Source organism: Pseudomonas sp. Sample_24 (genome assembly GCF_004307605.1).
Taxonomy (GTDB): domain Bacteria; phylum Pseudomonadota; class Gammaproteobacteria; order Pseudomonadales; family Pseudomonadaceae; genus Aquipseudomonas.
The window spans coordinates 24,442-36,192 of sequence record NZ_RCNW01000321.1 but is presented as its reverse complement, the minus strand read 5'-3'; the positions used below and the strand labels follow the sequence as shown (position 1 = coordinate 36,192).

The window sequence follows — 11,751 nt, the reverse complement described above, 5'->3', positions numbered from 1 at the left end:
CCCGGCATTCTGAATCCACTGAAGAGATCGAGACGTTTTTATGGAATGGTTAGCTGACCCCACCGCATGGCTGGGCCTGTTGACGCTGATTGTGCTGGAACTGGTACTGGGCATCGACAACCTGGTGTTTATCGCGATCCTCGCGGACAAACTGCCGCCACATCAGCGCGATCGTGCGCGGATCATCGGTTTGTCCCTGGCTTTGCTGATGCGTCTTGGCTTGCTGGCGAGTATTTCCTGGCTGGTGACCCTGACCCAACCGCTGTTCGAGGTATTCGACAAGAGCTTCTCCGGGCGCGACCTGATCATGCTGTTCGGTGGTGTGTTCCTGTTGTTCAAGGCCACCATGGAATTGCACGAACGGCTCGAAGGACACGTCGGTGAGCGTTCCTCCAACGCCGCCTATGCGCTGTTTTGGCCAATCGTCGCGCAAATCGTGGTGCTGGATGCGGTGTTCTCCCTCGATGCGGTGATTACCGCAGTGGGCATGGTTGATGAGTTGGCGGTGATGATGATCGCCGTGATCATTTCCATCGGTTTGATGATCGTCGCCAGCAAACCGCTGACCCGGTTCGTCAACGCGCATCCGACGGTGATCATGCTGTGCCTGGGCTTTTTGATGATGATCGGCTTTGCGCTGACTGCCGAAGGCCTGGGCTTCCATATTCCGAAGGGCTATCTGTATGCAGCCATCGGTTTCTCGATCCTGATCGAAGTGTTCAACCAGATCGCCCGGGCTCGCCGCAAACGATCGATGATGGGCCTGCGACCGATGCGTGAGCGCACCGCCCACGCGGTGATGCGCCTGCTGGGCGGGCGCAAACTGGCGGTGGAAGAAGTCGGCGAGGAAATTGCCGACATGCTCGACAACGGCGAGGCGCCCAACGAAGCGCTGTTCGATCGCCGCGAGCGGGTGATGATCAGCGGCGTGCTGCAACTGGCCGAGCGGCCGATCCGCACGTTGATGACCGTGCGCGCCGACGTCGATCATATCGACCTGGCCGACAACGCCGAGGCGATTCGCACGCGACTGATGCATTCGTCTTACTCGCGCCTGCCGCTGATCCGCGACGGTGCGGTGGATGAACCGCTGGGTTTCGTACACAAGAAGGAGTTGTTGAAAGAGTTCCTGGCAGGTAACCAACCGGATCTTGCGCATCTTGCGCGCCAGACCATCAACCTGCTGGAGAGTTACTCGATCCTCAACGCCTTGGAGCAGATGCGCAAGGCGTCGACGCACATCGCATTCGTGGTCAACGAGTTCGGCGACTTCGTCGGTGTGCTGACCATGACCGACATCCTCGAATCGATCGCCGGTGAATTACCCGATGCCAGCGAAATCGAAGGGCCGGACGTGGTCGAGGAAAAGGGCGGGTTTGTGGTCAGCGGCGCTTTGAACCTGGCGCGAGTTCGACAGCACACCGGGTTTGCTGCCGAGCCTACCGACGACTACCAGACCCTCGCCGGTCTGGTGGTCAGCTTGCTGGATCGCCTGCCGATGATCGGCGACAGCCACGAATGGGAAGGCTGGTGCTTGACCGTGTTGTCGGTGGAAGAGCGGCGGGTGACGCGGGTTCGGCTGGCGCGCATTGGCGCGTAGATGTTGTATTGATGCCAATGCCCTCATCGCGGGCAAGCCACGCTCCTACAAGTTATACGCTGAGCTTGTGGAAGCGGGCTTGCCCGCGATTGCAGACCGCCAGACGACTCACTCTTATCAATCACCACGATACAAAAATGCACCTGATTGATTCTCTTGGGCCCTGTTGTGAATCAGATTCCCGACTGCTGTAGCCGATGGTAGCGGTTTCTATTTGATTCGTTTTGGTAACCCTTTCTTTCGCATGTACGCATCCCCCTGATTCAAAACACTTTTCAATCTCCCTACATTCCCTGCACATCCTGTGGCACACTTTCTGCTGTCTATTCCGTTGTTACATACCATGTTCCGGTATAGCGGAATAAACATCATTCTGGAGTGCTTGCCATGCATCGCCGACCTTCGTTGTTCAAAGCGTGTGTTTTTCTGTTCGCGGCTTCTGCTGCTGCCATGGGCGTGGCCCAGGCGGCAGACGGCAAGCTCGATAGTGTCCTGGCCCGCGGCAAGTTGATCGTGGGCACCGGCAGCACTAATGCGCCGTGGCACTTCCAGGGTGCAGATGGCAAATTGCAGGGTTTTGATATCGACATCGCGCGCATGGTGGCCAAAGGGCTGTTCAACGACCCGAGCAAGGTCGAGTTTGTTGTGCAGTCATCCGATGCGCGGATTCCCAACCTGCTGACCGACAAGGTCGACATGAGCTGCCAGTTCATCACCGTGACCGCCAGTCGTGCGCAGCAAGTGGCGTTTACTCTGCCTTACTACCGTGAAGGCGTTGGCCTGCTGTTGCCGGCCAACAGCAAGTACAAGGAAATCGAAGACATGAGGGCCGCTGGCGACGGCTTGACCGTGGCGGTGCTGCAGAATGTCTACGCCGAAGAGCTGGTGCATCAGGCATTGCCCAATGCCAAGGTCGACCAATACGACAGCGTTGACCTGATGTACCAGGCCGTGAACTCCGGTCGCGCCGACGCGGCGGCCACCGACCAGTCTTCGGTGAAATACCTGATGGTGCAGAACGCCGGTCGCTACCGCAGCCCGGCTTACGCCTGGAGCCCGCAGACCTATGCCTGTGCGGTCAAGCGCGGCGATCAGGACTGGCTGAACTTCGTCAACACCACCTTGCATGAGGCCATGACCGGCGTCGAGTTCCCGACTTACGCCGCGTCATTCAAGCAATGGTTCGGTGTGGATCTGCCTTCGCCAAAGATTGGTTTCCCCGTCGAATTTCAATGATCCCGTGAGAGCGGGGCGGTTCTGAATCGCCCCGTTCAGGTACTGCTGACCATGAACTATCAGTTGAACTTTGCCGCCGTGTGGCGCGATTTCGACACCTTGCTGGCGGGGCTCGGCCTGGGCCTGGAGCTGGCGCTGGTGTCGATCGCCATCGGCTGCGTGATCGGCCTGCTGATGGCGTTTGCTTTGTTGTCGAAGCACCGCCCGTTGCGGGTGCTGGCTTCGGTGTATGTGACGGTGATCCGTAACACGCCGATTCTGGTGTTGATTCTGTTGATCTACTTTGCATTGCCGAGCCTGGGGATTCGTCTGGACAAGATTCCCTCGTTCATCATTACCTTGTCGTTGTATGCCGGGGCGTACCTGACCGAAGTGTTCCGCGGTGGTTTGTTGAGCATTCCCAAGGGCCAACGCGAAGCGGGTCTGGCGATCGGCCTGGGGGAATGGCAGGTCAAGGCCTATGTCACCGTGCCGGTGATGCTGCGCAACGTACTGCCAGCGTTATCGAACAACTTCATTTCGCTGTTCAAGGACACCTCGCTGGCGGCGGCGATTGCCGTGCCGGAGCTGACCTATTACGCGCGCAAGATCAATGTCGAAAGCTACCGGGTGATCGAAACCTGGCTGGTGACTACGGCGCTGTATGTCGCGGCCTGTTACCTCATTGCCATGCTGCTGCGTTATCTCGAGCAGCGTCTGGCAATCCGCCGATAGGAGGCTCCATGTACGAATCCCCCAGTTGGTTGCAGGAGTTGTGGATCGCGCGCGAGCCGCTCTGGCAAGGCTTCTTGACCAGTGTGCAGGTGTCGGCACTGGCGATTTTGCTGGGCACGGTGGTCGGTATGTTTGCCGGACTGGTGCTGACCTACGGCAAGTTCTGGATGCGCGCGCCGTTTCGTTTTTATGTGGACGTGATTCGCGGCACGCCCGTGTTCGTGTTGGTGCTCGCCTGCTTTTACATGGCCCCGGCATTGGGCTGGCAGATCAGTGCGTTTCAGGCCGGTGCATTGGGCTTGACGCTGTTTTGCGGCTCCCACGTCGCCGAGATCGTGCGCGGTGCCTTGCAGGCACTGCCCCGTGGGCAGATGGAAGCGAGCAAGGCCATAGGCCTGACATTCAACCAGACCCTGGGCTACGTACTGTTACCTCAGGCGTTGCGGCAAATCCTGCCGACCTGGGTCAACTCGTCCACCGAGATCGTCAAGGCCTCGACGCTATTGTCGGTGATCGGCGTGGCCGAGTTGCTGCTCAGCACCCAGCAGGTCATTGCCCGAACCTTCATGACCCTGGAGTTCTATCTGTTCGCCGGTTTTCTGTTCTTCGTCATCAACTACGGCATCGAATTACTCGGCCGGCACATTGAAAAGCGGGTGGCCTTGCCATGACTCAAACTCAATCCAATAGTCAAAACGGCCAGCCGCTGCTGGACATTCGCGGCTTGCACAAGCGTTATGACCAGCTCGAAGTGCTCAAGGGCGTTGACCTGAGCATGCAGCGCGGCAACGTGGTGACGCTGATCGGTTCCAGCGGTTCGGGCAAGACCACCTTGCTGCGCTGCGTGAACATGCTTGAAGAATTCCAGGGCGGGCAGATCCTGCTCGACGGCGAGTCCATTGGTTATGACGAAGTCAATGGCAAGCGCATTCGTCACCCGGAAAAAGTCATCGCCCGCCATCGCGCGATGACCGGCATGGCGTTTCAACAATTCAATCTGTTCCCGCATCTGACTGCGTTGCAGAACGTTACCCTCGGGTTGCTCAAGGTCAAAAAGCTGCACAAGGACCAGGCCGTGGCCCTGGCGGAGAAATGGCTGGAGCGGGTCGGCCTGCTGGAACGCCGCGACCACTTTCCCGGGCAGTTGTCCGGCGGCCAGCAACAACGCGTGGCGATTGCCCGGGCGATTGCGATGAACCCGAGCCTGATGCTGTTCGACGAGGTCACTTCGGCCCTCGACCCTGAGTTGGTGGGCGAAGTGCTCAACGTGATCAAGGGCCTGGCGGAAGACGGCATGACCATGCTGCTGGTGACCCACGAAATGCGCTTTGCCTTCGAGGTCTCGGACAAAATCGTATTCATGAATCAGGGGCGGATCGAAGAGCAGGGGCCACCCAAGGAACTGTTCGAACGCCCGCAATCGCCGCGTCTGGCGGAATTTCTCAAAAATACGCGTTTTTGATCTTTCAACTATCAATCAGGAGAAACACTCATGAGCATTACTCGTTACGGCACCGGCAGCACCGCCGCTGGCGGCGCGCCCCGTCCTTTCGCCCGCGCCGTTGAAGCCGATGGCTGGCTGCACGTTTCCGGGCAGGTGCCGGCGGTGGATGGCGAGATCATTGTGGGCGGCATTGTCGAACAGACCCACCAGACCATGAAGAACCTGATCGCGATTCTGCAAGAGGCCGGTTATGGCCTGGAAGATGTGGTGCGTGCCGGCGTGTGGCTGGAGGATCCGCGGGATTTCAGCAGTTTCAACAAGGTCTTTTCCGAGTACTTCAAACCGGAACACGCCCCGGCCCGTGCCTGCGTGCAGGCGAACATGATGGTCGACTGCAAGGTCGAGATCGACTGCATTGCCTACAAGAAAAAGGCCTGAACCGGCGGTGACTGCATCGCTGGCAAGCCAGCTCCCACAGGTGTTGTGTATTGCCACAGATTGTCGGCACACCCTAAATCCCTGTGGGAGCTGGCTTGCCAGCGATGGCGGCCTCACAGTCAACACTGCACACTCGGTAAACTCCCGGCATTTTGAAGGGGAACCACTGACATGACTGAAGACACCATCAAGCGCCGGGCACGCGGTCTGGACCGGGCGTTCGATATCCTCGATTTCCTCAAGGAAGTCGGCCAGCCCCTGCGCCCGAACGATATCGCCAATGGCATCGGCAGCCCAAAATCCACGGTCTACGAACTGGTGGCTTCATTGCTCGAACGCAGGATTCTGGAGCCGGTGGGCAAGGACGGCCACGTCTACCTCGGTCGTCAGCTGTACTTCCTCGGGCAGGCGCATTTGCGTCATTTCGATCTGACCCGCGAGGCCGATCTCGCCTTGCAGGAGATCGTCAGCCAGACCCATGAAACCGCGCAGATGTGCCTGCTCAACGGACGCAAATACACCGTGGCGTTGATGAAAGAGGGCGAGCGGCATTTTCGTATTTCCTCGGACATCGGCGAGAACGCGCCGATTCCCTGGACCGCGTCCGGGCGCCTGTTGCTGGCACACCTCAGTGACCAGCAAATCGTCGAGCTGATCGACCACGACGACTTCATCCTGCCCGACGGCGACCGCTTGCCGCTGGAGCAATTCCTGGCGGAAATTCGTCAGGCCGGGCGCGAGGGTTTTTTCTCTTTCGATAGCGTCGCCGACACGTTTACCCATTGCTTCGCCGCCCCGGTCAAAGACCAGAACGGCGTAGCCATCGCGACCCTGTGCATCGTCGCCCCGCGAGCCGATGCCAAGAACAATTACAACGACTACCGCCGGGTGCTGATCGACAGCGCCAACAGCCTGGCCCGTCGCATCAACGAATAAAGCGGCTGCCTGCGGCCGCGAATGTGAGGAGTTCGACCATGTCTTCTGCCAAGAATACTGCCGCCGTGGAAAAGGGCTTTGCCCACATTGGCGCCAACCTGGTGCGCGACGTCAGCCTGCCGGCGCTGGTGCTGCACCGTGAAGCGCTGGAACACAACATCCGCTGGATGCAGGACTTTGTCAGCAACAGCGGCGCTGAACTGGCGCCCCACGGCAAAACCAGCATGACCCCGGCGCTGTTTCGTCGGCAACTGGACGCCGGCGCCTGGGGCATCACCCTGGCCAGCGCCACGCAAACCCGCGCGGCCTACGCCCATGGCGTGCATCGGGTGCTGATGGCCAACCAACTGGTCGGTACGCCGAACATGGCGCTGATCGCCGATCTGCTGGCTGACCCTGCGTTCGACTTCTATTGCATGGTCGACCACCCGGACAACGTCGCTGACCTCGGCGCCTATTTCGCCTCGCGCGGCGTTCGCTTGAACGTGATGATCGAGTACGGTGTGGTCGGTGGACGTTGTGGTTGCCGCAGCGAGCAGCAAGTGCTGGATCTGGCCAAGGCCATCGCTGCGCAACCGGCACTGGCCTTGACCGGGATCGAAGGTTACGAAGGCGTGATCCACGGTGATCACGCGGTCAGCGGGATTCGAGCGTTTGCCGGCTCGCTGGTTCGCCTGGCAGTGCAGTTGCAGGACAGCGGCGCGTTTGCCATTGCGAAACCGATCATCACCGCTTCCGGCTCGGCCTGGTATGACTTGATTGCCGAAGAGTTCGAGGCGCAGAACGCTGCTGGACGATTCCTCAGCGTCTTGCGCCCGGGCAGTTATGTCGCCCACGACCATGGCATCTACAAAGAAGCGCAATGCTGCGTCCTCGACCGTCGCAGTGATTTGCACGAAGGCCTGCGCCCGGCGCTGGAAGTCTGGGCGCACGTGCAGTCCTTGCCGGAGCCGGGCTTCGCGGTGATTGCCCTGGGTAAGCGCGATGTGGCCTACGACGCCGGTTTGCCGGTGCCGCTGCTGCGTTACAAGGCTGGCGTGGTGCCGGCCAAGGGCGACGATGTCGGTGCCTGCAAGGTGACGGCGGTGATGGACCAGCACGCGTTCATGACCGTGGCGCCGGGGGTAGAACTACGCGTGGGTGACATTATTTCGTTCGGCACTTCGCACCCGTGCCTGACGTTCGACAAGTGGCGCATGGGGTGTCTGGTGGATGAGCAGTTGAGCGTTATCGAGACCATGGAAACCTGTTTCTAACCACACCTGCTCGTTCCCACGCTCTGCGTGGGAATGCCGCCAGGGACGCTCCGCGTCCTGCTTGCGAATGTGACGCAGAGCGTCACGGGATGCATTCCCACGCAGAGCGTGGGTACGATCGTTTGAGAGAGCCTCCACCCTAATGAACACCATCAACACCCTCGGCCCCAACACCCCGCGCATCGCCCTGATCGGCGAATGCATGATCGAGCTGCAACAGCGCGCCGACGGCAGCCTGCAACAAAGCTTCGGCGGCGATACCTTGAACACCGCGGTCTACCTGTCCCGTGAGCTGGGTGCCGCCGGCAGCGTCGACTATGTCACCGCGCTGGGCGACGACAGTTTCAGCGATGCCATGTGCCAGAGCTGGGCCGAAGAAAACATCGGCCTGGACATGGTTCAGCGTTTACCCGGGCGTTTGCCGGGTTTGTACTGCATTCAGACCGATGCCGCCGGCGAGCGTCGTTTCCTTTATTGGCGCAATGAAGCCGCGGTGCGCGATTGCTTCACCACCCCGGCCGCCGCGCCGATCCTGGCGGCGTTGCCGGATTACGATGTGCTTTATTTTAGCGGCATCACGCTCGCGGTCCTTGGCGTACAAGGTCGGGGAAAACTGTTGGAAACCTTGATCGAAGCCCGTCAGCGTGATGCGCGAATCGTCTTCGACAACAACTATCGGCCACGGCTGTGGGCTTCGCTGGAGGATGCGCGGGCGGCCTACCGCAGCGTTTTGCCGTATGTCGATCTGGCGTTGCTGACCGTCGATGACGAACAGGCGCTGTTCCATTTTGCCGATTGCGAGGCGGTGTTCGCCGCGTACGAGCAGATCGGCACGCCGGAAGTGGTGCTCAAGCGAGGTGCCGAAGCGTGCCTGATTCGCTGTGTTGGTGAGTCATTTGAAGTGCCGGCGCAGAAGGTCGAGCGGGTGGTGGATACCACGGCGGCAGGGGATTCGTTCAGTGCGGCGTATCTGGCCTCGCGGCTCAGGGGCGGGAGCCCGGTGGAGGCTGCCGAGGCGGGGCATCGGTTGGCGAGCCAGGTGATTCAGGTGCCTGGGGCGCTGATTCCAGGATAACAGTGGCATGGCCGATGGCTGCGCCATCGGATCGCTGGCAAGCCAGCTCCCACAGGTTTTTTGGTGTGGCTGACATCTCTGGCCACCCACAAATCACTGGGAGCTGGCTTGCCAGCGATGCGGCCAGAAAGCCAGCCTCTCAATCCCGGTAAAACACCTGCACCAGGTGATACCCGAACTTGCTCTTGATCGGCCCATGCACCACCCGCAACGGTTTCTTGAAGATCACCGCATCAATCGCCCCAACCATCTGCCCCGGCCGCACTTCACCCAGGTCGCCGCCACGTTTGCCGGACGGGCAGGTGGAATATTTCTTGGCCAACACATCAAAGGCCTCGCCCTTGGCGATGCGTTGCTTGAGCTGCTCGGCTTCTTCCGAGGTTTTCACCAGAATGTGGCGGGCTTGAGCTTTCATGGGGTAGATACCTTGTAACGGTGTTGACGGCGGGGCGCGCGATTATGCCTTAAGTCAGCGGGGTTGGCCGATCATCGTGCGAATCTTGTTGGCCAACAGATCAATGGAGAACGGTTTGGCCACCATGTCCATGCCTTCTTCGAGAAAGCCCTGACGTTCGGCCGCCATCTGCGCATACCCGGTCATGAACAGCACTTTCAGCGCCGGACGATACTGGCGGGCGATTTCCGCCAATTGCCGACCGTTCATGCCCGGCAGGCCGACATCCGTCACCAGCAGGTCGACCCGCATGTCGGACTCCAGCAAGGGCAGGGCGGATTTCGCATCTTCGGCTTCGTGTGCGTGATACCCCAGTTCCTTGAGCAGGTCTCGCACCAACATGCGCACCGCCGGGTCATCCTCGACCAACACCACGGTTTCCCCGGCAATGGCCGGTGGCGCTTCGCTGATCACCGGCGACAGCACATCTTCGGGTTCCATGACTCGCAGACGCGGCAGATACAAACGCACACTGGTGCCCTGGCCCGGCAGGCTGAACAGGCTGACGTGGCCGCCCGACTGTTGCGCAAAGCCATAAATCATCGATAACCCAAGCCCGGTGCCCTGACCGATGGGTTTGGTGGTGAAGAACGGATCGAACGCCTTGGCCAGGACTTTGGGGGTCATGCCGGTACCGTTGTCAGTGACGGCGATCATCAGGTAATCGCCGGCCTTGACCGGTTCCAGCGTATTGATGTCGCTGCTGTCGAGGTAGACGTTGGCGGTTTCGATACGCAGCTCACCGCCATCGGGCATGGCGTCCCGAGCGTTTATGACCAGGTTGAGCAGGGCGTTTTCCAGTTGGCTGACGTCAGTGCTGACCGGCCAGGCATCTTCGGCCAGTTGCAACTTGAGTTCGATGTGATCGCCCTTGGTTCGCCGCAGCAGGTCTTCCAGTGAATGGATCAGATCGTTGGCGTTCAGCGGTTTGCGATCCAGCGACTGGCGCCTGGAAAACGCCAGCAGGCGATGGGTAAGAGCGGCGGCGCGGTTGGCCGAGGACACCGCCGCCTCGGTGAAACGGCCGATTTCTTCCGTGCGCCCTTCGGCGATGTAGCGCTGCATCAGGTCAAGGCTGCCGATGATCCCGGTGAGCATGTTGTTGAAGTCATGGGCGATACCCCCCGTCAGCTGGCCCACCGCTTCCATCTTCTGCGCATGGCGCAAGGCGTCTTCCGCACGTTCGCGCTCGACCATCTCGTTTTGCAGACGCTGATTGCTTTCGGCCAGTTGCCGGGTGCGGGCGGCAACCCGCTCTTCGAGGGTTTCGTTGAGGTTACGCAGGGCTTCTTCGGTCTGCTTGCGCTCGGTTTCGTCGATCACGAAGATGTAGAAACCGTTTACCGAGCCATCGGCACCGTGACGTGGCAAATAGTTCATCAGGGCATGGCGGATGCTGCCGTCACGGTGCGGCGTATTGAGGCTGAAGCAGCATGGTTTGCCGCTCAATGCCTGGGCGATGTGCTCGGCGCGCAGGGCGTAGGCCTCATCGCCCAGGACTTCCCTGACCGTGCGGCCATAGAGCTCCTGTGGTGTCAGGCCGTACCAGTCCAGATACGCGGCGTTGTTCAGGCGAAAGCGTTCCTCACGGTCGACATAGCTGATCAGAATCGGCATGGCGTTGATGATCAACTGCAACTCGGTCTGGCTCTGACGCAGAGCCTGCTCGGTATTCTTGCGTTCGGTCAGGTCCAGGGCCGCGCCGAGGAAACGGATCGGCCGGCCGTGATGGTCCTTGTAGCAACGCCCGCGGGCAAACACCCAGCGCACTTGGCCATCTGGCTGCAGCAGGCGATATTCCTCGGCGTATTCGGTGCCGTGGGTGATGCAGTGCTTGATGCTGCGGGCGATCATGGCGCGGTCTTCGGGGTGGACGCCGTGCAGGTAATCGCTGATCGGCAGCTGGCCGGCCATGGCCGGATCGATACCGTGCAGTTGGGCGAAATGCGCATCGGCGATGAAGCGGTCCTCGCCGATATCCCAATCCCAGGTGCCCACCGCGTCGGTGGCAGAGAGCGCCAGTTGCAGGCGCTCCTCGGTGTCTTGCTGTGCCTTGAGGCTGGCGGCCGAGCGCTGTTCAAGTTCCAGGGCGATGCGCCGTCGCTCATTGGTTTCGATGGCGGTGACCAGAATTCCGGCGACCTGGGCATTCTCGTCGCGGATCGGGCTATAAGTCAGATCAAGCCAGAAGTCGGAATCCTTGCCGTTGCGCTGCAAGGTGAAACGCTGCTCGCTGTAGGTTCGCACCTGGCCTTGTAGGACGGCGCTGTAAATCGGGTCGGTGAAGTCCTGGAGTTCTGGCCAGATCTGGTGTGTAGGCTGTCCGAAAGCGTGCGGATGCTTGCTGCCCGCGAGCAGGGCGAAGCCGTCGTTGTAGATCTGCGTCAGCTGCGGGCCCCAGAGCAGCAACATCGGCATCGGCGAGTGAATCACGATATCCACGGCGGTTCGCAGGCTTTGCGGCCAGGTACTGGCGGCGCCCAGCGGACTGTTCGCCCAGTCCAGTCGGGCAATCAAGGCCTGGGCATCGCTGCCGGTCGGTGATGCGTTCATCAAGTTGTCCTGCACATAAGTCGGTATGGCGGCGTCTACTATTGT

11 protein-coding genes are annotated in these 11,751 nt (G+C 60.3%); 9 read left to right on the top strand and 2 right to left on the bottom strand.

All coding sequences use genetic code 11. From position 1 onward, the window contains the following. The first annotated feature begins 40 nt into the window (after positions 1-40). The 9 genes from D8V06_RS17280 to D8V06_RS17240 all read left to right on the top strand — a co-directional run bounded on the left by D8V06_RS17280 (position 41) and on the right by D8V06_RS17240 (position 8,699). Complete coding sequence (locus D8V06_RS17280) at positions 41-1,600, top strand: TerC family protein (RefSeq protein WP_130931391.1); 1,560 nt, start codon at positions 41-43, stop codon at positions 1,598-1,600. Between the two features lie 387 nt (positions 1,601-1,987). Next, positions 1,988-2,836: a transporter substrate-binding domain-containing protein gene (locus tag D8V06_RS17275; protein ID WP_130931390.1), complete on the top strand. Its 849-nt coding sequence runs from the start codon at positions 1,988-1,990 to the stop codon at positions 2,834-2,836. 51 nt (positions 2,837-2,887) lie between these two features. Beyond that, positions 2,888-3,550 carry an amino acid ABC transporter permease gene (locus tag D8V06_RS17270; protein ID WP_130903423.1) on the top strand — a complete coding sequence of 221 codons (663 nt, stop codon included), beginning with the start codon at positions 2,888-2,890 and terminating at the stop codon, positions 3,548-3,550. 8 nt (positions 3,551-3,558) lie between these two features. Continuing rightward, positions 3,559-4,221, top strand: coding sequence for an amino acid ABC transporter permease (locus D8V06_RS17265; RefSeq protein WP_130931389.1), 663 nt, complete (start codon positions 3,559-3,561; stop codon positions 4,219-4,221). After that, positions 4,218-5,012: an amino acid ABC transporter ATP-binding protein gene (locus D8V06_RS17260; RefSeq protein ID WP_056852803.1), complete on the top strand. Its 795-nt coding sequence runs from the start codon at positions 4,218-4,220 to the stop codon at positions 5,010-5,012. Before D8V06_RS17265 ends, D8V06_RS17260 begins: the two co-directional genes overlap by 4 nt. A 30-nt stretch (positions 5,013-5,042) precedes the next feature. Beyond that, a complete protein-coding gene (locus tag D8V06_RS17255) occupies positions 5,043-5,432 on the top strand; it encodes a RidA family protein (RefSeq protein WP_056852802.1) in 390 nt (129 codons plus the stop codon). 171 nt (positions 5,433-5,603) lie between these two features. Further along, on the top strand, positions 5,604-6,368 hold the full coding sequence (locus tag D8V06_RS17250) for an IclR family transcriptional regulator (protein ID WP_130931388.1): 765 nt from the start codon (positions 5,604-5,606) through the stop codon (positions 6,366-6,368). Between the two features lie 38 nt (positions 6,369-6,406). After that, positions 6,407-7,624, top strand: a complete 1,218-nt coding sequence (locus D8V06_RS17245) for an amino acid deaminase (protein WP_056852800.1) — start codon at positions 6,407-6,409, stop codon at positions 7,622-7,624. Between the two features lie 142 nt (positions 7,625-7,766). Next, positions 7,767-8,699, top strand: coding sequence for a sugar kinase (locus tag D8V06_RS17240; protein WP_130931387.1), 933 nt, complete (start codon positions 7,767-7,769; stop codon positions 8,697-8,699). Positions 8,700-8,838: 139 nt separating this feature from the next. Here the strand turns inward: D8V06_RS17240 and D8V06_RS17235 are convergent, their stop codons facing one another. Together D8V06_RS17235 and D8V06_RS17230 are read right to left on the bottom strand one after the other, a co-directional pair. Continuing rightward, a complete protein-coding gene (locus D8V06_RS17235) occupies positions 8,839-9,114 on the bottom strand; it encodes a peptidylprolyl isomerase (RefSeq protein ID WP_007933743.1) in 276 nt (91 codons plus the stop codon). Positions 9,115-9,168: 54 nt separating this feature from the next. Then, on the bottom strand, positions 9,169-11,706 hold the full coding sequence (locus D8V06_RS17230; protein WP_056852798.1) for a PAS domain-containing protein: 2,538 nt from the start codon (positions 11,704-11,706) through the stop codon (positions 9,169-9,171). Between the last annotated feature and the right edge of the window lie 45 nt (positions 11,707-11,751).

Coding starts and splice junctions, on each gene's coding strand:
- D8V06_RS17280 (WP_130931391.1), top strand. CDS start 41: ATGGAATGGTTAGCTGACCCCACCGCATGGCTGGGCCTGTTGACGCTG.
- D8V06_RS17275 (WP_130931390.1), top strand. CDS start 1,988: ATGCATCGCCGACCTTCGTTGTTCAAAGCGTGTGTTTTTCTGTTCGCG.
- D8V06_RS17270 (WP_130903423.1), top strand. CDS start 2,888: ATGAACTATCAGTTGAACTTTGCCGCCGTGTGGCGCGATTTCGACACC.
- D8V06_RS17265 (WP_130931389.1), top strand. CDS start 3,559: ATGTACGAATCCCCCAGTTGGTTGCAGGAGTTGTGGATCGCGCGCGAG.
- D8V06_RS17260 (WP_056852803.1), top strand. CDS start 4,218: ATGACTCAAACTCAATCCAATAGTCAAAACGGCCAGCCGCTGCTGGAC.
- D8V06_RS17255 (WP_056852802.1), top strand. CDS start 5,043: ATGAGCATTACTCGTTACGGCACCGGCAGCACCGCCGCTGGCGGCGCG.
- D8V06_RS17250 (WP_130931388.1), top strand. CDS start 5,604: ATGACTGAAGACACCATCAAGCGCCGGGCACGCGGTCTGGACCGGGCG.
- D8V06_RS17245 (WP_056852800.1), top strand. CDS start 6,407: ATGTCTTCTGCCAAGAATACTGCCGCCGTGGAAAAGGGCTTTGCCCAC.
- D8V06_RS17240 (WP_130931387.1), top strand. CDS start 7,767: ATGAACACCATCAACACCCTCGGCCCCAACACCCCGCGCATCGCCCTG.
- D8V06_RS17235 (WP_007933743.1), bottom strand. CDS start 9,114: ATGAAAGCTCAAGCCCGCCACATTCTGGTGAAAACCTCGGAAGAAGCC.
- D8V06_RS17230 (WP_056852798.1), bottom strand. CDS start 11,706: ATGAACGCATCACCGACCGGCAGCGATGCCCAGGCCTTGATTGCCCGA.